The sequence below is a fragment of the Tenuifilum thalassicum genome (assembly GCF_013265555.1).
Classification (GTDB): domain Bacteria; phylum Bacteroidota; class Bacteroidia; order Bacteroidales; family Tenuifilaceae; genus Tenuifilum; species Tenuifilum thalassicum.
This window is the reverse complement of the sequence record NZ_CP041345.1, coordinates 1960146-1986644: the sequence shown is the minus strand read 5'-3', so window position 1 is coordinate 1986644 and position 26499 is coordinate 1960146. Positions and strand designations below refer to the sequence as shown.

The 26499-nt window shown below is 39.1% G+C and carries 18 protein-coding genes; 13 read left to right on the top strand and 5 right to left on the bottom strand.

Annotated elements, in window-relative coordinates; translation table 11 throughout:
• Positions 1 to 323: 323 nt before the first annotated feature.
• A complete protein-coding gene (gene mnmA, locus FHG85_RS08385; RefSeq protein WP_173074875.1) occupies positions 324 to 1499 on the bottom strand; it encodes a tRNA 2-thiouridine(34) synthase MnmA in 1176 nt (391 codons plus the stop codon).
• A gap of 193 nt (positions 1500 to 1692) precedes the next feature.
• Here mnmA and FHG85_RS08380 point away from each other — a divergent pair, with 193 nt between their 5' ends.
• The 3 genes from FHG85_RS08380 (at position 1693) to FHG85_RS08370 (ending at position 9163) form a co-directional block, all read left to right on the top strand.
• Positions 1693 to 4788: a two-component regulator propeller domain-containing protein gene (locus tag FHG85_RS08380; protein ID WP_173074873.1), complete on the top strand. Its 3096-nt coding sequence runs from the start codon at positions 1693 to 1695 to the stop codon at positions 4786 to 4788.
• Between the two features lie 76 nt (positions 4789 to 4864).
• Positions 4865 to 8014 carry an efflux RND transporter permease subunit gene (locus FHG85_RS08375; protein ID WP_173074871.1) on the top strand — a complete coding sequence of 1050 codons (3150 nt, stop codon included), beginning with the start codon at positions 4865 to 4867 and terminating at the stop codon, positions 8012 to 8014.
• 33 nt (positions 8015 to 8047) lie between these two features.
• Positions 8048 to 9163 carry an efflux RND transporter periplasmic adaptor subunit gene (locus FHG85_RS08370; RefSeq protein ID WP_173074869.1) on the top strand — a complete coding sequence of 372 codons (1116 nt, stop codon included), beginning with the start codon at positions 8048 to 8050 and terminating at the stop codon, positions 9161 to 9163.
• A gap of 39 nt (positions 9164 to 9202) precedes the next feature.
• On the opposite strand, the gene FHG85_RS08365 is transcribed toward FHG85_RS08370, so the two are convergent.
• The 4 genes from FHG85_RS08365 to FHG85_RS08350 form a co-directional block, all read right to left on the bottom strand.
• Positions 9203 to 11452 carry an SPOR domain-containing protein gene (locus FHG85_RS08365; protein ID WP_173074867.1) on the bottom strand — a complete coding sequence of 750 codons (2250 nt, stop codon included), beginning with the start codon at positions 11450 to 11452 and terminating at the stop codon, positions 9203 to 9205.
• Positions 11453 to 11548: 96 nt separating this feature from the next.
• Complete coding sequence (locus FHG85_RS08360; protein ID WP_173074865.1) at positions 11549 to 12730, bottom strand: SpoIIE family protein phosphatase; 1182 nt, start codon at positions 12728 to 12730, stop codon at positions 11549 to 11551.
• Between the two features lie 9 nt (positions 12731 to 12739).
• Positions 12740 to 14614 (bottom strand): [Fe-Fe] hydrogenase large subunit C-terminal domain-containing protein, encoded by a 1875-nt coding sequence (locus tag FHG85_RS08355; RefSeq protein ID WP_173074863.1) that lies wholly within the window; start codon positions 14612 to 14614, stop codon positions 12740 to 12742.
• Between the two features lie 14 nt (positions 14615 to 14628).
• Complete coding sequence (locus FHG85_RS08350) at positions 14629 to 14916, bottom strand: (2Fe-2S) ferredoxin domain-containing protein (protein WP_262886961.1); 288 nt, start codon at positions 14914 to 14916, stop codon at positions 14629 to 14631.
• Positions 14917 to 15138: 222 nt separating this feature from the next.
• Here FHG85_RS08350 and FHG85_RS08345 point away from each other — a divergent pair, with 222 nt between their 5' ends.
• From FHG85_RS08345 to hydG, 10 genes are all read left to right on the top strand, one after another.
• On the top strand, positions 15139 to 15603 hold the full coding sequence (locus tag FHG85_RS08345; protein ID WP_173074859.1) for an NADH-quinone oxidoreductase subunit NuoE family protein: 465 nt from the start codon (positions 15139 to 15141) through the stop codon (positions 15601 to 15603).
• A gap of 26 nt (positions 15604 to 15629) precedes the next feature.
• A complete protein-coding gene (locus FHG85_RS08340) occupies positions 15630 to 17555 on the top strand; it encodes an NADH-ubiquinone oxidoreductase-F iron-sulfur binding region domain-containing protein (RefSeq protein ID WP_173074857.1) in 1926 nt (641 codons plus the stop codon).
• Positions 17556 to 17564: 9 nt separating this feature from the next.
• Positions 17565 to 19289, top strand: a complete 1725-nt coding sequence (locus FHG85_RS08335) for a [FeFe] hydrogenase, group A (RefSeq protein WP_173074855.1) — start codon at positions 17565 to 17567, stop codon at positions 19287 to 19289.
• Positions 19290 to 19300: 11 nt separating this feature from the next.
• Positions 19301 to 21301 (top strand): [Fe-Fe] hydrogenase large subunit C-terminal domain-containing protein, encoded by a 2001-nt coding sequence (locus FHG85_RS08330; protein ID WP_173074853.1) that lies wholly within the window; start codon positions 19301 to 19303, stop codon positions 21299 to 21301.
• 10 nt (positions 21302 to 21311) lie between these two features.
• Positions 21312 to 21707, top strand: a complete 396-nt coding sequence (locus FHG85_RS08325) for a response regulator (RefSeq protein ID WP_173074851.1) — start codon at positions 21312 to 21314, stop codon at positions 21705 to 21707.
• Between the two features lie 2 nt (positions 21708 to 21709).
• Complete coding sequence (locus FHG85_RS08320; protein WP_173074849.1) at positions 21710 to 22858, top strand: sensor histidine kinase; 1149 nt, start codon at positions 21710 to 21712, stop codon at positions 22856 to 22858.
• A gap of 73 nt (positions 22859 to 22931) precedes the next feature.
• Complete coding sequence (locus FHG85_RS08315; protein ID WP_173074847.1) at positions 22932 to 23567, top strand: redox-sensing transcriptional repressor Rex; 636 nt, start codon at positions 22932 to 22934, stop codon at positions 23565 to 23567.
• 8 nt (positions 23568 to 23575) lie between these two features.
• Positions 23576 to 24520 (top strand): bifunctional riboflavin kinase/FMN adenylyltransferase, encoded by a 945-nt coding sequence (gene ribF, locus FHG85_RS08310; RefSeq protein ID WP_173074845.1) that lies wholly within the window; start codon positions 23576 to 23578, stop codon positions 24518 to 24520.
• A 161-nt stretch (positions 24521 to 24681) separates the two neighbouring features.
• Positions 24682 to 24930 (top strand): TM1266 family iron-only hydrogenase system putative regulator, encoded by a 249-nt coding sequence (locus FHG85_RS08305; RefSeq protein WP_173074843.1) that lies wholly within the window; start codon positions 24682 to 24684, stop codon positions 24928 to 24930.
• A gap of 77 nt (positions 24931 to 25007) precedes the next feature.
• Positions 25008 to 26435, top strand: coding sequence for a [FeFe] hydrogenase H-cluster radical SAM maturase HydG (gene hydG / locus FHG85_RS08300; RefSeq protein WP_173074841.1), 1428 nt, complete (start codon positions 25008 to 25010; stop codon positions 26433 to 26435).
• The last annotated feature ends 64 nt before the right edge of the window (positions 26436 to 26499 follow it).

The window sequence follows — 26499 nt, the reverse complement described above, 5'->3', positions numbered from 1 at the left end:
CCGCTAAGTGCCTCTAATAAGCCTGTGCACCTTGAACCCGCCTTTTTTTTACCATCATTCTTGGGGTTGCTGCCCTTACTCTAGAGGTTATCGCTGAATAGCCGAATGGCCGTTGAGTCTATTAGTGGCTCATCTTTGAACGTAAGCCACAGGGTTCGGCTGTCCGACAAATTTTATTCCTTTGTTTTTGTCTATGTTGTGGTTTATTTAGCAAAAACAAACTTACAACTTTGGGGTGAAACCTTTTGGAAGTAACCTCCTATTCGTTCTTTAGTTGTTCAGTAGTTATTTTTAATGATTATGGTAAAGACTAATAATTTAAATTACTCTGCGATTACCCCTGAACCTATTAGTTCATCTTCAATATACCATGCTGCGAACTGGCCTGCAGTTATTCCTCGTTGTGGAGTTTCAAAAGTTAAGTAGTAACCACTTTCTGTTCTGTGCAGTATTGCATCTTGGAGGGGCTGCCTGTATCTTATTCTGGCTTTTACTTGAAGTTTTTCACCAATTCTTATGGCTAAATCGGGACGAATCCAGTGAACCTCATTGGGTTTCATATAGAGTCCTGAACGATAGAGCCCTGGGTGTTTTTTCCCCATACCCACATAAACAATATTTTTTTCAATGTCGGTTGCAATAACAAAAAGAGGTTCTGCCTTTCCGCCCACATTTAATCCTTTTCGCTGTCCAATAGTGAAAAAGTGTGCACCTTGATGTTCACCAACAACAATCCCATCTGAGAATTTATACTTATATGGTGCTGAAATGGTTTTTAAATCATCGGCCTGAGGCCTTTGGTATTGCTCATAGAACTGCGATGGAATTTCTACTATTTTACCTTTTTTAGCCTTCAGCTTTTGTTGGAGGAAGATTGGCAAATCCACTTTTCCAACAAAACAAATTCCTTGGGAATCTTTTCGTTCGGCAGTTGCTAAGCCAAGCTCGGAGGCAATTATTCTAACTTCTGGTTTATGTAGATGTCCAATGGGGAATAATGCTTTACTAAGCTGTTGCTGGTTGAGCTGGCAAAGGAAATAGCTCTGATCTTTGTTCGGATCTGCACCTGCAAGAAGACGATACATGGGTTGGCTGTTAACCGTTATTGTCTCCTTTTGGCAGTAGTGGCCAGTTGCAACATACTTAGCGCCTAGTTTTAGGGCTGCTTCCATAAATGCATCAAACTTTATTTCTCTGTTGCATAGAACATCTGGATTGGGCGTTCTCCCTTTTGAATATTCGTCAAACATGTAGTCAACCACACGCTGCCGGTATTGGTCGCTTAAGTCGACAAATTCAAAAGGGATATCAAGTTTCCGGGCAACCATTTCAGCAAATTGCTTGTCATCATCAAAAGGACAGTCTCCTTTAAGCACACCTGTTGTATCGTGCCAGTTCTTCATAAACATTCCAATAACCTCATAGCCTTGTTGTTTTAACAGGTATGCAGCAACGCTTGAATCTACTCCGCCCGATAGGCCTACAACAACTCTTTCCATGTTAAATTTAATTGGACTGCAAAGTTAGTAATATCTATTTTTTAATTTGTTTTTTGTTGTATAGATAGGATTAATAGTTTCATTTTCTTAAATTTATTGAGTGTTATTTTTTTGAAAAATGAGGTCTGTAATCTCTATATTACTATTATTTACGGGTATTTGTTCCTTTTCCCAACAATACAACCTGGAGATTTTGGGTATTAAAAGAGGTTTGCTGCATTCTGTTGTAACTGGTATTGATCAAGATAACCAGGGAAGAGTTTGGTTATCAACAGGTGGCGGTTTATGCAATTACAATGGTTATGAGTTCAACTATTACACCACTAAAGACGGTTTAAATTACACCAGGTTAACCGATGTTGTGGTAGATGAAATGGGTGGGGTTTGGGCTGGTTCAACATTGGGTATAAATTATCTTTTTGGTGGCAAAGTGTATAGCGTACCAAAGGATTCTGTAGGGGGTGCTTTATCGTTTAGCAGATCAACTAATGGTATATGGGTGTTAAGTGATAGGGGAGTATATAAACTTGGGTTTTATAACCAGCGAATTAATATTAATGGATGGCCTCTTCCAAATTCTGACGGGCTTGATATTAGCGCTATTTTTCAGGATAGACCATTAGGCGATTTTATATTTCAAACAACTAAGGGAGAGTCTTTTCTTGGATATAAAGGTGAGTTTTATAAAATTATTAATGGCGATTATCAAAGAATAGGTTTAGGGAAATTTGTGGCTGCTTATTGCTGCTTTGAGGATGATAAAAATGAAGTTATACTAGGTACAAGCAAAGGCTTATATAAACTTATTGATGATAAACCAGTCAGGATAGATCATCCTGTTGCAAATGAGCTAGAAATTTATAAGATAGCCAAGATAGATTCGGTTTTTTGGTGCATAGGTAGAAATAAATTTAATGAAATAAGCGTTTATGGTTTTACTTTAAAAAGCCACTCATTCAAAAGGAGAATTGGAGTAAAGAATGGGTTGCCCGATCTGCCTACCAAGTTGTATGTCGATCATGAAAAGAATTTATGGATTCTGACAAATAATGGTATTGGAATCCTTAAGGGAGTGGCTTTTACTGCTTATACTAAAAACGATGGTTTAATTGGCAATAAGATATGGGGGGTGAGCAAAACAAGAAACGGATACCTTTGGATTGGTACCATTGGTGAGGGGCTCTCCATTATGACTCCTAATGGTATTTACCGTTATTCAACTCAAAATGGATTGCCCGATAACTACATAGGAAAGGTTTTTGAGGCGTCGGATGGGAAAATATATGTAGGAACAAGCAATGCCGGCATCTGTCTTGCCATGTATCAAGGTGCAGGGAAAGGATATCGATTTAGGCGTTTGCCATTGCTTCAAAATCAGGAACTTAGGATTGACGATATTATTGAAGATGAAAATAAGATTTTATGGGTTGCTACATCAAAAGGGTTGTACTATACAAAGAATGGTGTCCAATTTTGTCACTATAAACTATTTGCAAGCGATACTGGGAACGTATTTATACAGAAACTACAAATAGATACGATTAGAAATAGGATATGGGTAGGTACACGATTTAACGGTGTGTACTACATTGAACAAAATAAAGTATTTTCATTCAATGAAATTGGTAAAAATGCCGAGATATCAACACTATTAACCGATACCTATGGAAATGTTTGGTTTGGAACAAGGAATGAGGGTGTTTATGGTTTTAATGGAAATGAGTTAAAACAGATAAAGGAGGCAGATGGTTTATCGTCAAATCTAATTTATTTGCTTTATGCCGATAAAGAGTTTTTGTGGGTTGGAACAAACTTGGGATTGGATAGGTTAAGCATTCATGAATTTTTGAATGATAGCTTAATCCTTAGGCATTATGGACCAAACGAAGGATTACCCGATTTAGAAATAAACCTTAATGGAGTATTAAGTGATAGTGATAAAGGTTTCTGGATTGCTACAAACAGTGGTCTTGCCTATTATCAAAGGGCATTTGATAAAATTAATAGTGTGCCGCCTGTGGTTTCAATAAAGAGTGTGCTATTGCGCTCACAAAAAACCAATTGGAGAATGTTTACCGATTCTATCGATGAGCTCACTGGATTACCTCTCGACCTAAAACTAAGGCATAATCAAAATCACATTACTTTCGAATTTGAGGCAATAAGTTTTAAAAATCCACAGGAGGTTAAATATGCCTGGTATCTAGAAGGCCTTGATGACACTTGGGTTGAAACCAAAAGCCGCCAGGCGATCTTTAGTAGCCTAGCACCTGGGAAAACATACAGGTTGCACCTTAAAGCGGCTAACAGCGATGGAGTTTGGTCCGATGAAATAGTTTCAATGCCCATTTACATTGCACCTCCGTTTTGGGCCACATGGTGGTTTAGGATTTTGTTTGTTCTTGTTTTAGGATTAGTCTTGTATCTGTATACAAGCAGCCGAATAAAAACATTGAAAGAGCGCCAAGAAGAGTTAGAAGAAATGGTTGAGCAGCGAACAGTTGAACTTAAAGAGCAACTTTCAATTGTAGATGAGAAGAATAAGCAAATAACTGATAGCATCAAATATGCAAAATTTCTTCAAGCATCCATGCTACCGTCAATCGAGGATCTGAAAACATATTTTACTGATACTTTCCTGTTCTATAAGCCCAAAGATTATGTGAGTGGCGATTTTTACTGGTTTTTTCATTATAAAAATAAATCAATATTTGCTGTTGCCGATTGTACCGGTCACGGTGTTCCAGGAGCTATTGTTAGCGTAATTTGTGAAAATGCCCTTAGAACTGCCCTTCGCGATCAGAATTATAGCAATACCCCTAAAATTCTTTTAAAAACCAATCGGTTAGTCGTTGATTTCTTCTCAAAGTCACAGAAAAGTATTATTGATGGGATGGAGATTGCTCTTTGTGTTTTTGATCATAACACCATGGAGTTAGAGTACTCTGGCGCAAAAATGCCTTTATACATTATCTCTGATGGCCAACTTGTAAAGCTACGCCCCGATATTTATAGAATTGGTTGGGATAATCATAAGGTGAGCTATACTTCAAAAAAGGTAAAACTTGCAAAAAATGATATAGTATTTGCATTTACCGATGGCTATTGCGACCAGTTTAGTGCCGAGAATGGAGAAAAGTTTTCATCAACTCGATTAAAAAACTTGATATTAGAGAATTATGGTAGCCCATGTTTTCTGCTAGAGAATAAACTTGCTCAAACTTTTGAAAAATGGCGTGGGTTTAATGAGCAAATTGATGATGTTCTGGTATTGGGTATAAAGATTTAGCTTGATGAACAAACAGGATATGATAGTCGTTTTGATGCATATATGCATATATATGAATAAGTAAATATGAGCTAGAATGATAGAAAAACTAATAAGTTTTAGTATTAGGAGTAAGCTAATTATTGTGCTACTCACCCTTACCATTGCATTATTTGGTATATACGCTGTAACCCAGATTCCTGTTGGTGCTGTTCCTGATATTACTAATAATCAGGTTCAGGTAATAACCACCAGTCGTAACCTTTCGACTCAGGATGTGGAACAATTCATAACCTATCCTATTGAGCTTGAGATGTCGAATTTGCCAGGTGTAAAGGAGATCCGTTCAATATCAAAGTTTGGATTATCGGTTGTTACCATAGTATTCGACGATGATCTCGGAACCTACTTACCACGCCAGCTTATTGCAGAAAAGTTAAAAACTGCAGCAGAGAATATTCCAGAAGGATTTGGCAAGCCCGACATGGGACCTATTTCAACAGGTTTAGGCGAGATTTATCAGTATGTTCTTGATGTAAAGCCAGGATTCGAGGATAGGTACACCACTACTGAGCTAAGAACCATTCAGGATTGGTATGTAAAACGTCAACTTTCAGGTATCCAGGGTGTTGTGGAGGTTAACACTTGGGGAGGCTATCTTAAGCAATACGAGGTAGCTGTTGATCCGGAAAAACTTGCTCAATACAATATTTCTATTGTCGATGTGTTAAACGCCTTGGAGCAAAACAATGGAGTAGCAGGAGGGGCTTACATTGAAAGAGAGAACCAAAGCTATTTTGTAAGGGGAGAGGGGTTATTAAAATCCATAGAGGACATTGAGCAAATCCCCATTGTGACCAAAAACGGTTTTTCTATAAGGGTAGCCGATGTGGCTAGTGTAAATGAAGGACATGCAAATAGATTTGGTGCCATAACTGCCAACGGACAAGGCGAAAAGGTTATGGGACAAATAATGATGCTTAAAGATGCAAACTCCAATAAGGTTATTGAGGCTGTTAAGGAAAGAGTTGCTGAGGTCCAAAAACATCTTCCCGAGGGTGTTTATATTAATCCGATTGTGGAACGCAGTGAGCTAATTTCAAAAACAACTAAAACAATCTTAGAGAATCTCATTTTTGGATGTATTATAGTTTTTCTTGTTGTACTTCTTATCCTTGGAAATTTAAGGGCTTCTCTTGTTATTTCGTCATTAATCCCATTAGCTCTTTTATTTACCATATCGGCAATGTATATTTTTGGTATTGATGCCAATCTTATGAGTCTTGGTGCTCTTGATTTTGGGATCATTATTGATGGTGCAGTTATTATTGTAGAGTTTATTGTACTAAGATTGACGCTAAGAGCGAATGATTTTCCTGCCAAGTCGGAAAATGAAAAGAGGCTGTTGTTCGATTCTATTTCGTTTGAGGGAGCATCAAAAATGATGAATTCTGCAGTTTTTGGTCAAATAATAATTCTTATTGTCTTCATTCCAATTCTTTCGCTTTCAGGGGTTGAGGGTAAAATGTTTCGTCCCATGGCCCTATCGTTTAGCTTCGCTCTTATTGGTGCCATGTTTTTTGGGTTTACCTGGCTACCTGTTGCAGCTTCGCTTTTTCTAAGACCACAGAAGAAAAAGTGGTTGCTTTCAGAGTGGATTATGCGTATAATTCATTTATCGTATAAACCTGTAATCGAGTGGGCATATAATAATAAAAAATGGGTGCTTGGTGCAGCCTTTGCCATGTTACTTTTTTCAGGCTGGGTATTTACCCGGTTGGGTGCAGAATTTGTCCCAACTCTTGATGAGGGAGATTTTGTGATTCAACCAGTATTAAAAACTGGAACATCACTTAAACGTACTACTGAACTGACTACCATGATGGAGAAAATCCTTATTGAAAAGTTCCCAGAAGTAGATAAAATAGTAAGCCGTATTGGCGCAGCCGAAGTGCCTACCGATCCTATGTCGATGGAAGAAATCGATATGATTATCAAGTTAAAACCAAAAAAATATTGGGTGAATGCATCGAGTAAGGAGGAATTGGCTAATAAGTTTAAGGAAGCGCTTTCTGTTATTCCAAATGTAGAGTATGAATTTACTCAGCCCATTGAGATGCGCTTTAATGAGTTGATTACTGGAGTACGTGCAGATTTAGCCATAAAGATATTTGGAGAGGATCTAGATGTTTTGAACCAAAAGGCTATTGAGGTTAAAAAGCTAATTGATGGAGTTCCAGGAGCAGCCGATATCATCATGGAAAAAACTGCTGGATTACCCCAAATTAGTATTAAGTACGATAGGCGAAAGATCTCCATGTACGGTATCTCAGTTGAGGAATTAAATAGGGTGGTGTCGGCAGCTTTTGCAGGGGAGGCTGCAGGTAGTATTTTTGAAGGTGAAAAACGCTTCGACTTAGTTGTTCGTTTGGCTGAGGAGAATAGAAAGAACATTGCCAGTGTGAAGAACCTTTTAATTTCTTTGCCTGGTGGAGGTTTGGTTCCGCTAGAAGAACTTGCTAACGTTGAATACACTACAGGTCCTGCAAAAATCTCCCGCGATAACACCCATCGTCGGGTTGTGGTAAGTGTTAATGTTCGTAACCGAGATTTGGAATCGGTTGTAAAAGATATTCAAAAAATATTGGATAGTAAGTTGACACTGCCTCCTGGATATTACGTTGAATATGGTGGTCAATTTGAGAACCTTAGAAATGCACGTAATCGATTACTTGTTGCAGTTCCGGCTGCATTGGCTTTAATCTTTATTTTTCTGCATTTTGCATTCCATTCATTTAAAGATGCCTTGATGGTTTATACATCTGTACCGCTATCGGTTATTGGGGGTATTTTAATGCTTTGGATTCGTGGAATGCCTTTTAGCATATCGGCTGCTGTAGGTTTTATAGCACTTTTTGGGGTGGCTGTACTAGATGGAATAGTACTAATTGAGCATCTGAAAGAGTTAAAGGAGGAAGATGTCAGCGATTTACGAGAGCGTATAATGAGAGCAACACGCAACAGGCTTAGACCTGTATTGCTTACCTCTTTGGCTGCAGCGATGGGATTTTTGCCCATGGCCTTATCAACCTCTGCGGGAGCCGAAGTGCAACGCCCCCTTGCTACTGTTGTTATTGGCGGCTTAATTTCCTCAACCATGCTTACCATGGTTGCACTCCCGCTTCTTTACTCTGTATTTGAGCGCTTTGAAGGGTTGAAGTTTTGGACCTTTAAGCGTAGAAGTTGATGATTATGTTTAACCTTATTGAAAATTTGAAAGATGAAGATTAATCTGATTACTATTACACTATTTGCCATCATGTTTTATTCTTGCTCGTCGAATGACAGCCAAGAAACTGAATCGTCCATAAATGACGATAAGATAGTTTCTGTTTCTGTTGAGCAGTTTAATACAATGGATATGAAGATTGGCAGCGTTAAAAAGATTGAATTATCGCAAGATATAGTTGCTCAGGGAGTTGTTGAACCAAGTCCAAATGCCAAAGCATATGTAACCTCTCCTATAAACGCATTAATAAAAGAGATTAAAGTGAAGCCCTCGGAAAAAGTATATAAGGGACAAGCGATTGTTGTTATTGATGGACCAGAGGTGATGAACTTGCAAACCGAGTTTATTGAGATATATAACAGCTTCCTTTTAGCAAAAAACAGCTATGAACGAATAGAGGAGTTAGCAAAAAGCGGAATCGTATCAAAAAAGGAACTTTTAAAGGCTAAGGGTGAATATCGTACTTTAGAAGCTAAAAACAAATCTTACAGGTTATTGCTTACTAGGCTTGGGCTACAGCCTGATAAAATTCTAAAAGGTGATTTCTTTGGTGAGGCTTACCTAACTTCTCCAATAGATGGAACTGTTTCAAGAATTGAATCAGCAATTGGAAAACCAATTACTATCGAGCAACCTGTTGCAGAGCTTATTGATACCAGAAACCTCTTGCTTAAGTTTTATGTTTTTATGAATCAAGTGAATGCTGTGAAACCTGGCCAAAAGGTTGAAATTGAATTAGTAGGAGATGGAAAAAAAATTGAAGGTGAGGTGATTTCAGTTGGCTTAGATGCAAATACTGAGAATAAAGCAGTAGAATGCTTCGCATCGTTAAAACAAACACCTGATGTAAAGTTGATAAGTGGGATGAGGGTTACCGCAAAAGTTTATACCAACGTTTCCAATGCATGGGTATTACCAGTAACTGCTCTACACCAAAATGGTGATAAGTATTTTGTTTACATTTTAGATTATTCCGATTCAACTAAATACCAGTTTAAGAAAGAATTCCTCCAGGTAGGCTTAATTCAAGATACAATTGCCCAAGTATTTGACTCCAAGTTAACAGATGTGCTGCTCAAGGGTGGGTATGAACTGGTAGGAGAGTAGTAAATGCCTATTCTGAATAAGGTATTTTAGTAGGGATTTCTATTTCCCTAGTACCCTAACAAATGCATCTGAATACCCTAGCGATTTAATCCTTTCAATATCGGTTAATGCCTCTTCGGGAGTAGAGTATTTACCCACGCAGTACCGATACATTCCATCTTTCCCTCGGTAAACCATTACTTCTGAAAGTTCTTCAAACGTCTTAATGCTTTTGGGTTTTTGGAGTGCTAGGAATTGTATTGTATATCCTGGATGTTCCCGATTAATTCTAACCCAAACATTATTGTAACCATGGTTTCGTAGTTTTTGTTGAAGAGTTTCTATCTCTTGGATGTTGTCTGTAGTACCTATACTATAACGGTAATATCCCTCAGGCGAAATGGTTACACTTATGCTATCTAGGTTAAAGTAATTGTAATCAACTGGATGTAACGATGCTAGCAGCTGAATAGAGTAGGTTGTTTTTGCAAGAGTTGATGTGGCCATAGATTTGTTAAAGTCCATACGTGGAACTGGTGCTGCGGTAAGTGTGGGTTTAGACGGTAATGCTTTATCCTGTTCTTGTTCCTTAGGTGCTATTTCTGTTTGATCTATATTTTCTTTTGCTTCTTTATTATCCGAATTTTTTGATTCTTGCTTGGCGGCATGAGAGTCCTCAGTTTTTCCAATATCTTCAGTGGTTTGATTGTTGTCCTGTTTATCTTCAATTTCAGACTTAGGTTCTTCAAGTTGGGCAACGGGCTGCTGAATAACAACAGGATTTAATACTAAGCTAAGCTGATATTCGCTTTCGTCGGGTTTAGCAGGAACTTCAAAATTAGTTTTGGCTTCGTCAAATCCTTTGCCTGTAGCAGTTACAACGTATTTGCCTGGCTTTATTTTCGATTTAAGTTGTGATTTCCCTTTGGACGAAAAACTTTCAATTAACTGTTGGGTCCCATCCTCAATGATTTTAACATTATAGGGCTTGTCGGTAGGTGCGTTATCGGCGAGCATAATGTTAAGTTTAAGATCAACCTGGGGAACTATATCAACCATTGTGATGTCAAGTTTACCATATCCATCTGGGCTGTAATGAGGAATGAGTCCAGAGGTTAAACTTGTAGGGAAAAAGAATGTTTCATCGGAGGGAGTGTTAAGTGGATAGCCAATGTTTTTAACGTTAGGGCTACCCTCCAGATTTGTGTAAAAAATATCAAACCCACCCATTGAGTTATGCCCTTGTGAACTGAAAAAGAGATACTTTTCATCGGGTGTAAGGAATGGGGTTACTTCGTCAAATTCGGTATTTACATTTGGTCCCAAGTTTATAGCATCGCTCCAACGGCCATTGTTAATGGTAGATACCCAAATGTCGAAACCTCCCAAGCTACCTTTCCTGTCGCTAGTAAAATATACTGTGTTGCCATCTTTTGTGACGCAAACATGGGTTTCGTTTGATTTGGAGTTTATGGGTTTTGCAATTTTTACAGTTGACGACCATCTGCGTTTTTGAAGAAAGCTTACCACAATATCTGAACGCTTTCGGCCATGCTCAATCAGGTAAAGCTCCTTCCCCTCATAAGACAAGAATGATGTGGTTAAATTTCTGCTGCCTAGGTAACGGGTAATTTCTCGGGGCTTGGTCCAGTTCCCGTTTTCGTCTTTTGTTGTGATGTAGATCTTATTGCCCTTTGCAGTGACACTGGTAAAAGCTAAGGTCTTTCCATCTCCAGATAAAACAGGGCATATGTTGTTATACATATTATTAATTTCGGGACCTAAGATGCTATAGTTAAGGCCAATTGGCTTTTTTGACATCTGTTTGGCAAATTCACAACTTGCTAAGGCTTGATTAACCCGCTTTGTAGCCTCTGTATCGTCTGGCGAAACATGTTTCTTATATTCGTTAAAAACTCTACTTGCGTTATCAAAATCATTTTTAACCATGTAGGCCATGCCTAAATGGTATAAAGCTTCAGGTGGTGCATTTGCCTCTTTTATCGATTTTGCATCGTACTTGTCGGATATCTTTGCTACGGCTTCTTCTAGGTAGCTAATTGATTCACTTTTGCGATCGGGTGTTTTAAGTAAACAATACCCAATTTTAAATTTAAGATTAGCACTTTCAGGAAATTTTTTTAATGCCTTTGCATATGTATCGGCAGCTTTTGAAAAATTACCTTCGGCCATATAGTACTCAGCGTCGAGCTCGTAGGTGAATATAGTATTCCAATCTTGCGCACTTGTTGGTGATACAAGGATGAATGAGATGTATACAAATCCGAATAAGCAAATATACTTACGCATAAATACTAAGTTTGTAGTATTTCAACGTAAATATTGCAAAAAAGTTAAAGAAAGTCAACCTTTTTAATTAAAATGTTAAAGTTTAGGTTTAAGTGGTTAAAGAAATTGAAGGTTTACTTCCTTTAAGAATTTATCTTGCAAAATTTTGGCTATACGTTTTACCACGGTGCGCCTGATTTCTAGTTCCACAGGTAGGTTTGGATCTTGGTGGGCAACATTTATACATGTGCCAATTACAAAATCAATGCTATCGCTCTCTAGTATTAGCTTGACAAGCTCATCGGCAGGACCTTTCCCAAGAGTTGTATTGTCGTTGTAACTTTCTAGAATGTTGTTAACCTTACTGAGGGTAAGGATGCCTTCTGTCACTAAGTCGGCTCCTTCCATATGACTAATGGGAGGAAGGTCTGGATCATCAAACTCCAGGCTGTCAACAACCTCTCTATTAAGTTCGCGAGCAATTATGTCAACTGTTGTTGCACCACAGATCGCTTTTTTACCTTCAAAGCTGTCGAATATTTTAGCAAGTTTGGAATCGTTTTCTTTTTCAAAGGGTGGTCCTGTACAAATGAGTAAGCGTCTGGGGTTTCGGAAATATATGGTAACGCAAGAAGAATCATCCTTTGGGTGATATCCATCGTTAAAGCATGACATGTTAATAACTTTGGTGCTTAGCTTACGTGCAGAGATATCAGGTTCATTTTTAATTATTTTTTTTACAAAATCCCTTGCCTCATCTCCCCAACCAAATGGATAGTCGGCACTGCCGAGACCCGATTGAGTTATACCATCGGTCCAAAGAATAATTCTATCCTCTTTTTGAGGTTTAAATGAACAGAATTTCAGCTCTTTACCTGCATTTTTCTCGCTGTTAAGGATTATACATTGCCATTCTGGGATGAATTCCTCTGTACCCCTCATTATCAAGCACTGGGGATTGTCGTATTCCAATATTTTGGTTTCTCCATTATGGTCGATATCAACAATTGAAAAGGTAGAGTAGCTCATTTTCCGAACAGAGCAAACAGGCAAGGTGTTCATTATGATTTCGGCAATGGTGTTAACATCCTTGTGTTCGATGGTAAAATTGAGTGCCATGGTTGAAGTTAGAGTTGCCAGAATGTTGGCTTTTACACCATGCCCCATGCCATCGGAAAGAACTAGGATGGTTCTTTCCTCATCCTGAAGCCGGCGAGAATAAAACACATCGCCACAAATACGCTCTTCATCGTGATTATTTTGCTGGCTACTTACCTCTATAAAAAACTTATCAGACATTAGCTAGTTCTACTTGTTGTTTTCGTTGCTACTTCTCCCTTCACGGTAGGTTTTGATAATTGAGTTTAGCATCTTTTCGGTTTCAGCTGCACCTTCACCTAGCAAAAAACCAATGTTCTGAACCATAGCAAGGTTCTTGTCAATCACTTCGGTAATTCGCTTAATTACCTCTTCTTTTTGAACCTCAGGTGCATACATATCCCTAATTACCGCTCCTACAATGCTGTTGGGCTTTATTGTAAAAACCGATATGTTGAGCAGATTATCCTTGTACATTACATCCCTATTCAGGATATCGGTATTGTTTTGTAGTACGCTCGAAAAGATGTTATGAATATTGTATGGTAAAAGGGTTTTTAAATCTGCTCCGACTAGTCCGGGTATTATTTCGTTGATTTCAAGAGCATCATCACCCAAAAGGTCGATAAAACTTTGGTTGCTTTGTATAATTCTAAGTTTTTTGTCGATAAGCACTACCGCCGAGGGCAGCTTTTTTAGCATGGTTGTTATGGTTTCTGTAGCTTCGCGAGCGGCTTCCTGCTCATGCCTAGCCTTTTTCTCCGATTCTTTTAAAGCCTCCTGTGTTTTTGCAAGCTTTTCGTTGGTTGCCTGTAGCGTTTTAATGTACTCTTGACGTTTTTTGAGGCTAAAGTTCAGACACATATCGGTATGGGCTAAACCGGAAGCAACTGCCGAAGCAAAATCGTAACACGATGAGTAGCCACATGCTTCGCATCCTGAATCACGCGCAACAAATTCTTTGTCAATAGCTTTTAATACCTCCTCAAGCTTTTTCTCGGAAGGTTTTGCAAGTCGTTGATCGTCAATTTTGAATGAACGGCTATAGTCGTTATTGCTGTTTTTGTTAATGTGCTCCTCCCATTTCTTACGGTCGAATGACTTTAGGCGTTTGTTGGCATAGTTGACAACCATTGTGCGCCTAATAAATTTTTTCCCACCTCGCGATGTGCCTGGTCCCATTAAACAACCTTCGCAATAGAAAAGGTTGAAGTGCCTGTTGATGAGGTCGATACTGGTTTCAAATTGTTCCAGCGCTTGGAGCGTGTTGTTAGGGCCATTGGTGCTTATAACGGTACCCGTTAGTAGGTCTTCGCTGATGTTAACAGCTTGCAAAATACCTCTACCTATTGGGAATAGAGAACCCTTGTACCCTATTGGCTCATCAAATTCTGAGTACTCAAGGTTGCTTTCTTTTATATTAAACTCGTCGAATAGTTCACGGAGCTCAACAAAGGTTAGGTTCTCATCGATCCTACGTTCATCGTCATAGAGCTTAATCTCTTCCTTGCTTTGGATACAGGGCCCAATGTGAACAACTTTTACATCGGAACCGTATTCTTTGCGGACAGCCATTGCAGTGGCTATAGATGGGGAGATAATTGGTGCCAAGTTTTCTGCTATCTCAGGATGGTATTTTTCAACCATCGATACAACCACAGGGCACATACTTGTTATAAAATACTTCCCTTTAAAGTTGTCAAATAGTTTTTTGTATTCTTGTGCAACCAGGTCAACCCCAAATGTAACTTCACACACATAGGTAAACCCAAGCTGCTTAATCATTTGAACAAATTTCCTGTAGTCGGTTATGTCGGCAAATTCACCCGAAATGCTAGGGGAGCAAATTGCTGCTACAGGAGCATCGCTTTTAAGCAGCTTTAATACTTCTTTTTTTGATGATTTATAGCTTATAGCATTTACCGGACATATGTTTAAGCAGCTACCGCAACCCACACACCGATCTTCTATTATCCTTGCAAAGTTTTGTCCTGCTTTAACCTCAATGGCTTTCACAGGGCAAACACGTACGCAAGCATAACAGTTTATACAGGTTTTTTCATCTATTTTAAAAAGCTGTGACATTATCAGACGTTCTTCTAAAGTAATTCGTTAGTTAGTATATCGATAACCTTAAACTCATTAACATGAGTGTAGAGCCTACCATTAATTTTAATGTTTGGGCCTTCGGCGCAATTGCCAAAGCAATGACCACCATGAAAATTTACTTTATCCTTTAAATCGTGATCTTCTAAAAACTTCTGTATCGATTTCAATGTTGCTTTATTGCCTCTGGCAAAGCATGAACTTCCTAAACATATCATCAGTTCAACTCTATCGCCCATCCTTCTTGTTATTTGTTTAACAAATTGTTTAACGACAAATATAGAGTATAGTTCTATAATCTTTCCCTAAAGTTAGTGCTTTTTATCATCAAACTTCCTATCTGAAAACGTTTTAAATTATAAAAAACTATTCAATAAATAAAATAAATTATAATGTTTTATTAAATTGTTCCGTAAATAACACTTGTGAAAATATTGTAATAGTCAGATAATCAATAATATATGTTATTGTTATTAACAGGTCTGGTTGAAATTGAATAAATTATGACTGAAGATAAGATATTAGAAGACATTCTTGAGCGATATAATTATTCAGGTTCCGATAGCTTGATTCCCATTCTGCAGGACATTCAGAATGAGTTGGGCAGAATAACTGAAGGTGCTATTGTTAAGGTTGGTAAACATCTGAACATTCCTACTTCGAAAATATATGGATTGGCAACATTCTACAATCAGTTTAAATTTGAGAATAAGGGTGAAAAACATATTTGTCTTTGTAATGGAACGTCGTGTAGGTTGAAAGGAGCCAAATGGAACATGGTTTACTTGGAGGACAACTATAAGTTGAAAAATGGACAAACAACTCGAGATGGAAGATACAGCCTTGAAGTAACTACTTGCATGGGTGCTTGTGAGCACGGCCCTGTGATTTCAATAAATGATGATTTTTACAGTAAGGTAGACCCTGAAACGCTTAAAAGTATTCTTAACGATAAAAACGAAGATTAAAAATGTCGAGGTGCAGCTCAAAACAAATGGTTTCTTTTATAAAAGATGAGGTTATTCCGAACCTGCACACTGGCAATTGGAATGATGAAATAAAAGAACGATTAGACTCTTTTAGACGTGAAAGTGTTCGTCAACCTGTTGTTTATGTTGGTATTACAACCTCTTCAATAGTTGCTGGCGCAATCAACACCAGAGAGGCCATTGAGCAGTATCTGGATGATAATGCCGTTGATGCCGATTTGGTATGTGTAGGAAGTCATGGTTTGTGTTCCCATGAGCCAATTGTTGAAGTGCAAATACCAGGTAAAACAAGGGTGGCTTTTGGGAATGTAACGCCCGACAGGGTTAGCACCCTACTCGATGCAGCCATTAATGGGTTTGTTCAGCCCGAGCAGGCCATGTTTCAGTATTACTCCGATATTCTTGAGCCTTGGGTTGGGATTCCTTTCATGCAGGACCTGCCTTTCTTTAAAAATCAGAAACGTATTCTGCTAAAGAATGCTGGAGTGATTAGCCCAGATAGTATTGTTGATTATATTGCCCTTGGTGGATTTAGAGCATTGGCCACTACGTTAAGGAAATATACTTTTGATGATGTGTGCCGAATGGTAGAGGAAAGTGGATTGAGGGGGAGAGGCGGAGGAGCCTATCCTACTGGAACCAAATGGCGCAATGCATTACAAGTTGCAACAACAGAACGATACCTTATTTGTAACGCCGATGAAAGTGACCCTGGTGGGTTTATGGATCGATTACTTGTTGAAAGCGACCCTTTTAGAGTAGTTGAGGGAATTGTATTAAGCGCCTATGCAATTGGTGCAAATAGGGCAATAGTTTATATTAGGAATAGGTACAACCTAACAGTAGAGCGTATAAAGAACGCCATTGATCAAGCATATGAGGTTGGATTACTCGGATTTGATATTTTAGGAAGCGGTTATTCACTTGATATAGAAATACGTCAAGGGCCTGGTGCTTATGTATGTGGCGAAGAAACTGCATTGATAAAAAGCATAGAGGGGAAGAGAGGAATGCCAAGCATTAAACCTCCATTCCCAACCGAATGGGGCTTTAATGGTAAACCAACCGTTATAAATAATGTTGAAACCCTTGCAAATATTCCCGATATCATTCTAAATGGTGCAGAATGGTATAGCTCAATTGGTTCCCAAACGTCAAAAGGTACTAAGATTTTTTCTGTTAATGGAAATGCTGCGCAAACCTGCTTGGTTGAGGTGGATTTTGGTAAACCTTTATCTACTTTGCTCGACTTGGCAGGGGGGGTAAAAGAGGGGCGTGAGTTTAAAGCATTGCATTTAGGAGGCCCTTCGGGTATGAGCATTACTAAAGATGAATTAGGTTATCCCATCGATTTTGATGAACTGCGAGAAAAGGGAATTACTCTTGGGTCGGGTAGCGTTCAAGTTCTAGATAATACAGTTTGCATGGTCGACCTCGTAAAATACTTTATGCACTTTATTAGAAACGAGAGCTGTGGTAAGTGTATCCCTTGTCGCGAAGGTTCTAACAGAATGTACCAAATACTCGATAATATTTCAAAGCGACCTGTAAGTAACGAAGGTCACACCACACTTGAGCGATTTAAAGGTGTAATTCAGCTGGAAACTCTTGCTGAGGTCATGCGCGATACATCTCTTTGTGGGCTGGGGCAAACAGCTTCTCGACCATTATTAAAGGCCCTTAAGTCGTTTAGAGATGAGTTTGAAGAACACATCTTCGATCGTAAATGTAGGGCAAGCGTTTGTCGCGATTTGCGAACATTTTATATTGATGTTGATAAGTGTACAGGCTGTACTGCTTGCGCAAAAAAGTGCCCCACCAATGCAATATTTGGAACACCTCGCACTCCCTATTTTATTGTGGAAGAACGATGTATTGGTTGTGGAATTTGCCAGGAAACCTGCAAGTTCTCAGCAGTCTACTTTAAGTGATTTAGGACTATGAACATAACCATAGAAGTAAATAATCGGTCAATTAAGGCGAAAAAAGGTGATACCATACTTGAAGCCTTGAGACAAAATGGAATAAGAGTTCCAACCCTTTGCAACATGGCGCACCTTACTCCAACTGGTGCATGCCGGCTGTGTGTGGTTGAGGTTGAAGGTTATGATAATCTTCTTACTTCTTGTTCGCATATTGTTGAGGAGGGAATGAAAATTAAAACGCATTCTCCTAGAGTAGTGAGAGCAAGAAAAACAATAGTTGAACTCCTTCTCGATAATCACCCCGACGATTGCCTATACTGTGAAAAAAATGGTTCTTGTGAGTTACAGGATTTAGCGGTTGAACTCCACGTTCGTGAGCGTAAGGTACTTTCAAAAAGTTTCTCCCAAAAGCTCGATTTGTCAAGCCCAAGTATTGTTAGGGACCCAGCCAAATGCATTCTCTGTGGGAGATGTGTTAGGATTTGCGACGAGGTTCAAAGTGTTTCAACGTTCGAATTTATTAAACGTGGTTGTAACATGTATGTTGGAACAACCATGTCGCGCGACTTGAACTTTTCCAACTGTATTGGTTGTGGCCAGTGCGTGTTGGTTTGCCCAACTGGTGCACTTACGGAACGGCAAAATATAGCCGAAGTAATAGATGCTATTAATAATCCTGAAATTGTTACCGTAGCTCAAATTGCCCCTTCTATTTCTGTTTCTATTGCTTCGGAGTTTGGGATGAAAGCTACAAAAGATATCAATGGAATTATTTATGCTGCACTGAGAAAAATAGGGTTTGACTATGTGTTTGATACTTCGGTTGCAGCAGATATCTCCTCACACGAGATGGCGCAGGAGCTCTTAGATCGAAAGGAAAATGGTGAGAGCATCCCAATGCTCTCTTCTTGCTGTCCAGCCTGGGTTAAATTTGTAGAACAGTGGTACCCAAATAGAATTAATTTGCTAAGTGCTGTAAAATCACCTCAGCAGATTATGGGTTCATTGGTGCGAAACTATTTTTCCAAAACAGTGGGAATAAACCCATCAAATATCTTCTCTGTTTCCATTATGCCCTGTTTGGCTAAGAAGTTTGAGGCACAAAGAGAGGAGATGACAACTCGTGGCCTTTCAGATGTCGATTCTGTGATTTCAACACGCGAACTGGTTCGCCTTATTAAACTTTACGGCATAGATATGCAAAATATCGAAACTCAACATGCCGATAAACCATTTAACATTAGAAGTTCTGCAGGAAAACTTTTTGGCATATCGGGTGGGGCGGCTGAAGCCATCGCTCGGATGATATATTTCAGAATTACTTCAAAGGAATTAGTTGATAAAAACATAAAAGAGGAAAGGATTGGCTCGGGAGTAAAAGCATTTTCTTTTAAAGCTGCTGGGCATCAATTCCGATTTGCCATCGTTAATGGACTAAAAAACATTCATGAAATTATTGGGGAGGTCCTAAAACCTGAAAATGAGATTGATTTTGTTGAGGTAATGGCTTGCCCAGGAGGTTGTGTTAATGGGGGTGGACAACCTTTTACAATGGACGAAAAGTCTGTTAAGCAAAGAGCTAAAATAATAGCGGAGATTGATGAGGCCGATGGAATTAAGTGTGCAGCCAAGAACCCTTCGGTTCATGCTGTATACGAGGAGTTCCTTGAGGATGTTGGAAGCGAAAAGTCAAAAAAATTCTTATATACACGTTATTCTCCCCGCGATGTTCTTCTTTAAAAGTTTCAATCATGCACGATGATAAAAGGAAGTTGGTTTATACTGTAAAAGAACTATGTAGGGTTTGCTACACTTGTGTTAGGGAATGCCCAGCTAAGGCCATTAAGATTATAAATGGACAGGCTGAGGTGATTTCTGAACGCTGTATCGGTTGTGGTAACTGTGTTAAGGTGTGTAGCCAGGATGCTAAAGTATTTTTGCTTACTAGAACCGATGTGAAAAATATGCTTCAAAGTGGTGAAAAAGTAGCTGCACTTGTAGCACCTAGTTTTCCTGCTGAGTTTACTGAAATAGACGATTACCGCCGTTTTGTTGGAATGCTAAGAGCTTTGGGCTTTAGCAATGTTTTTGAAGTTGCTTTCGGTGCCGATTTAGTTGCTAGTAGGTATAAATCATTGCTTGAGGACCGATCTGGGAAAGGGTATATCTCTAGCGATTGCCCTGCTATTGTCTCTTATATCCGTTATTATCATCCCGAACTGGTTGATAATCTTGCCCCTGTGGTGTCGCCAATGGTGGCTATTAGCAGGGTGGTTCGCAAAATTGATAGTAGCCTAAAACAGGTTTTTATTGGCCCATGCATTGCCAAAAAGGATGAGTCAAGAGAGATTGATGAGGCAATTACATTCAGGGAGTTAAGGGTGCTTTTTGAGCAGGCTGGTATCGACCATTTCAAAGTTGAACCCTCCGATTTTGATCCACCGCATGCTGGAAGGGGAGCAATTTTCCCAGTTAGCCGTGGTCTGATGCAAACTGTCAATATTTTCGACGATCTCATTGAAGGTAATATTACTGTTGCTGAAGGAAGAATAGGATTTCAGGAAGCCATTAAAGAATGGGAAACTGGCAACCTGAAAGGGCAAAACCTTGAATTGCTTTGCTGTGAGGGATGCATCATGGGTCCAGGTATGTCGCCTGGAGGAAAACGCTTTCAGCGAAAAACTTACATCAGTGCCTATGCCAGATCAAAGGTTACTGCTGAGCAAATTAAAAAGTGGGAAGAGAATATAAAGCAATTTTCCGATTTAGAGCTTACTAGAACTTTTATACCAGACGATAAACGAATTCCTAAACCTACTGATGACGAAGTGAACCGTGTTCTCGCAAGAATGGGCAAATTTTCGTCTCGCGATCATCTTAACTGTGGTGCCTGCGGATACGATACCTGCTTGGAGCATGCCATAGCAATTGTTGAGGGGTTGGCCGAAGTGGAGATGTGCTTACCATACGCCATTGAGGAACTGCACGAATCTGTTCAAGATTTGGCCGTAACCAACGAAAAACTTGCTAAAATGCAGCAAGCCCTTAAACAATCTGAAAAACTTGCTCATATGGGACAACTCTCTGCAGGTATTGCCCATGAATTAAACAACCCGCTAGGGGTTGTGCTAATGTATAGCAATATTCTTCTTGATGAATGTAAACCTGACGATCCTTTGCGTAAGGACCTTGAGCTTATATCGACACAAGCCGAGCGCTGTAAAAAGATTGTAAGTGGCTTGCTTAACTTTGCTCGTAAAAACCAGGTCAAAATTGAACAAATCAATCTTAAGAAATTGGCTGAAGATAGCATCGCAGGAGTTGTTATACCTAAAAATATTAAAACCAACATAGTTTGTCGTACATCAAATTTGATGGCAAATGTTGATTACGAGCAAATGATGCAGGTTCTTACCAATTTAAATAAAAATGCTGTTGAGGCAATGCCCAATGGTGGAATACTTTCCGTGATCATAGAGGGCGATGATAACGAGGTGACTATTAGCGTGTCCGATACAGGAGAGGGGATTCCTGAGGAGAATATGGATAAACTTTTTACACCATTTTTTACAACAAAAGGGATTGGGAAGGGAACTGGTTTAGGCCTTGCAACAACTTATGGTATTGTTAAAATGCATAAAGGTAAAATTGAGGTAGAATCTAATGCCGATAAAAGCAAAGGCCCTACAGGAACTACTTTTAAAATAAGTTTACCAAGAAATTCTGGTATTAATTTTAGCGATAATAATTAAAATCTTGAATATGGCTACAAATAAAAGAACTATTCTAATAGTTGATGATGATATCGATTACTTGTTTCAGCTAAAATTTCAAGTTGAAAAGATGGGTTTTGATGTGGTTACTGCTGAAAGCCAACATGATGCAGAACAGGTGCTTAAAAACCTTAAACCCGATTTGGCCATACTCGACCTGATGATGGAAAATGAGGATAGCGGATTTATTCTTAGCTATAAGCTTAAAAGAAGGTACCCCGATGTGCCTGTGATTATTGCAACAGCTGTGTCGTCGGAAACTGGAATGTCGTTTGGCATTTCCAGCGAACAGGAGAGGCAATGGATTAAAGCAGATTTGTATCTGGAAAAGGGAATTCGGCCCGATCAGCTTCATCGTGAAATTCTCAAACTTCTTAAACAGTAAAAATGGAAATTGTCGATATTTTGGTTGTTGATGATGAACCTGGTATCCGTTCAGGGGTTGCCAGAATTCTTAAAAACTTCTCTGTTAGCTATCCGTTCCTAGAGGACGATATTGGATTTAACGTAATTGAAGCTTCAACTGGGGAGGAGGCAATACAGGTTATATCAAAATCGGTTCCTGCTGTTGTGCTGCTCGATAATAAACTGCCAGGTATTCAGGGTGTTGAGGTTCTTGAGTATATCAATAAGAATCATCCAGACATACTTGTCATGATGATAACTTCATATGCCTCATTAGAATTGGCTATTAAGGCTACTAATATTGGTGCCTACGACTTTGTGCCGAAACCTTTCACCCCTCAAGAACTAAAATCATCAATAGAAAATATTACTAAGCATTACTTCCTGAGGCGAATGACTCGTAAGTTGCATAGCGAGGGGAAGCAGGTGCGATTTCAGTTCTTAACTATTCTTTCCCATGAGCTAAAGGCTCCGCTAAATGCAATAGAAGGATACCTGAGAATGATGCAAAATAAGGAAGCTGGCGATAGTATTGATAACTACATGGATTTTATTGATAGGTCGTTATCGCGGATTCATTCCATGCGCAGCCTGATAATGGACTTGTTGGATTTAACCCATGTGGAGTCAGGAAAACGAAATAGGAATTTAAGAGAGGTAGATTTAAATCTTATTGCTCGCTCTGCTATTGAAACTATGACCCCTCTTGCCATTCAACGTGATGTTTCCATTTCTTTAGAAGCCGATAATGATGTTACCCTGTTTGCCGATTCAGGTGATGTTGAGATTTTGTTTAATAATTTGATATCAAATGCTGTAAAGTATAATAAGCCTGGAGGTTGGGTACATTGCAAAATTGCCAAAAGTGCCAATGAGGTTAGAATTGAGGTTTCTGATTCTGGGGTGGGAATAAAGGAAGAGGATATATCAAAACTTTTCCAAGAATTTACTCGCATTAAAAACCCGCAAAGTAAGAACGTAACGGGTAGTGGTTTAGGATTGTCAATTGTGAAAAAAATTGCCGATTTATATGGCGCAAGCATTAAGGTTGATAGTAAGATTGATGAAGGATCTACTTTTACAATAACCTTTCCTATACCTACTGGCGATTTATTAAACGACAGCATTTAACCGCGAAGCTTAACAATCGTTTGTCATATTAAAAAAGTTCAATAGTTTTGCAATATTAGAAATGTGAAGCATCATGAATTTAGCAAATTTACCCGAAAGGACCATTGAAAGGTTAAGCGAGTATCGTAGAACTTTGCTTAACTGTTTGGCTAAAGGAAAAACTCATATATATTCCCATGAACTTGCCGGATTACATAATATTACCGCCGTTCAAGTACGCCGCGATTTAATGCTAATTGGTTATTCGAGCATGAAGAAAAAGGGGTATGATGCTCAAGAACTGATTAAGGTTATTGGCGAAATTCTTGACCATGAAATAGGTCTTAATGTGGCAGTAATTGGGATGGGGAATCTTGGTAGAGCGATAACTGCTTATTTTAATGGCAAGCGTCCTAAACTAAATATTGTTGCCGCTTTTGATGTTGACCCTAACAAGGTTGACAGGGTTATTTCTGGGGTGAACTGTTATCACATGAAAGAACTTGAAAAGGTAGTAGAACGTAACGATATCTCAATTGCAATCATTTCATCTCCCCCCGAAACAGCATCGCAAGTTGCTGAACAGCTTGTAGCTGTTGGAATAAAGGGAATTCTGAACTTTACAACAATACCGCTTGTTGTCCCCGATACGGTATATCTGGAAGAATACGACATGATTACCTCTATGGAAAAAGTGGCATACTTTGTTAAGCAAGCTTACGCGCGTTAGAATAAACCATGAAGGTTCATTACGGTTTCGATGATTTGGGGGATATTTGCAACCCTGTTGTAACCACGGGTTCGTTTGATGGGGTTCATCTTGGACATAAGGTCATTATAAATCGTATCAATGAGATAGCCCGAAGCATTGGTGGAGAATCAGTGCTTATTACTTTTTACCCTCATCCTCGTAAGGTGCTTTACCCCGAAACAGCAGGGAAAAACCTAATGTTCATCCTTTCGCAACGAGAAAAGATTGAACTTTTGAGTAAAACTGGCCTCGATCATCTTATTATTGTTAAATTCACTTTAGAGTTTTCTAAAATATCATCAAATCAATTTATTCGCGATTTTTTGTTAAGCAAGCTAAAAGCTAAATATATTGTTGTTGGGTTTAACCATCATTTTGGCCACAACCGCGAAGGCGATTATGAAGAGCTAAAAAAGCTAAGTGTTGAATATAACTTTTCGGTTGAGGAGATTCCTGAACAAGATATACATCAGGAAACAGTTAGCTCAACAACAATACGTAAGGCGCTTCTCGAAGGTAAGATTCAACGTGCTAATGCTTATCTCGATCATTATTACATTATAATAGGTGCGTTAGGAAAAGGTTCGCATCTATTTGAGCAAATAGGATTTCCAACTCTAACAGTCCAGATTGAAGAGGCTGGGAAGCTGATTCCTCCCGATGGCGTTTATGCAACGTCATTGTCGTGGAATAGCGCAACCTATAGGGCCATGGTTATTATATGGTCCGATGACGATGAACCACACCAAAACCCAATATATGGGCGTAATGTTGAGATTCACATTCTTGACTTTGATGGCAAACTTCACAGTAACGATGCCTACATCTACTTTCATAAGCAGGTAACCGAAGGACTCGATACTTCCAATACCAGGACTCTTTATCAACAGCTTACTAGTGCAGCCAAACAGGTAGATGAGTTAATTTATTAACAGTACTGATAAATATCATTTTAAAATGATGCATTTTAATGTACCTTTGTAAGGTGTTTAATCGTATAAGAATTAGTTTTTTAACTGCCTGCATCTGAGGTTGGTGTTTTACACCGCCAAGGATTCAGTAAAAAGGAGTCTGATCCAAAGGAGTTTATCTGATGGAAAAGAGAATAGGAGCCGCACTTATTTTGGTTGAAAACCTTGATAGCACAATTAAGCTGAATCAAATTCTTTCGGCCCATGCCGATATTATTATTGCTAGGCAAGGTATTCCTTTACAGCAAAGAGGTATTAGAGTTATCTCGATAGTTTTGGAGGGAACAACCGACCAGATAGGTGCTCTTACTGGCCCAATAGGGAAACTTAGTGGAGTCCAGGTGAAAACTCTTATGCTAAAGGGAATATAAAAGTCATTCTCTCTTTTCCTAGCTTTGCGATTCAGGCTCATGGATGTTGAGCATGTTAACTTAATACATAATGAGCCATGAAATTCAATCCAGAAAAGTATCGTATTCCTGATGAGCCCATGAAACCATTCATCGATGCCGATGAAATATGGGAATATATAAACAATGCAAAGCCCACAAAAGAAAAGGTGCGCGAAATTATTGCGAAGTCGCTCGACAAGCATAGGCTTAACCTTGAAGAGGTGGCTACTTTGGTTAACACAACCGATCCTGAGCTGGTTGAGGAGATTTTGCAAGGGGCTCGTACGCTCAAGGAGCGTATTTACGGGAATAGAATAGTGCTTTTTGCGCCGCTTTATATTGGTAGCAAGTGTACCAATAACTGTCAGTATTGTGGATTCAGAACCGAGAACAAGTCTGCACTACGAATGACTCTTTCCGATGAGGAAATTGTTCAGGAAGTTGAGGCACTTGAAGATAACGGTCAAAAACGCTTAATTCTTGTTTATGGCGAACATCCTGAGTATTCTGCCGACTATATTGCCCACACCGTTAAGCTGGTTTATGGCATCAAAAAGGGGAATGGTGAAATCCGAAGGGTAAACATTAATGCAGCGCCCCTGGATATTGAGGGATTTCGTAAAGTTAAAGAAGCAGGCATTGGCACATACCAAATTTTTCAGGAAACCTATCATCCCGAGGCTTACACCTGGTACCATCCATCGGGTAAGAAAAAGGATTACGACTGGCGCTTAACCTCCCTCGATCGTGCTCAAGAAGCTGGTCTTGATGATGTTGGTATTGGTGCGCTCTTTGGTCTTTACGATTGGCGTTTCGAGGTCCTAGCCTTGGTGCGCCATACTAACCATTTTGAGGCTTGCTACAATGTTGGACCTCATACAATCTCTTTCCCACGTATTAAATCTGCTGCAGGGTTGAATATTACCGATAAATACTTTGTGTCGGACGATGACTTTGTGAAGCTAGTTGCTATTCTGCGCCTTGCGGTGCCGTATACTGGTATGATACTTACTGCTCGTGAACCAATTGAAATTCGTAGGCAGGTTATTCAATTTGGTGTTTCTCAAATTGATGGTGGAACAAAACTTGAACTTGGTTCGTACCACGAGTCGAAAAATGAACAGCAAGACCTTAATAAGGAGCAATTCGAAATTAACGATAATCGTTCGCTAGGAGAGATTATCGATGAGCTTATAGATCATAACTATATACCTTCGTTCTGTACTGCTTGCTATCGTTTAGGAAGAACAGGCGAACATTTTATGGAGTTTTCGGTGCCTGGATTTATTAAGCGATATTGCACGCCAAATGCGATACTCACTCTTACAGAATACCTGGTAGACTATGCGGATGAGAATGTGAAACAAAAAGGTTACAAGCTAATTGATAAGACTTTAGCTGAACTTAATGGCCACCAAAACACCGAAGAGATTAAACGACGTATTGAAAGAATAAAAGCTGGGGAACGAGATCTTTACTTTTAATCTTTTATCAATATAATGAAGAAGGCCTTGATCGTAAAAGATTAAGGCCTTTCGTTTTTTATAG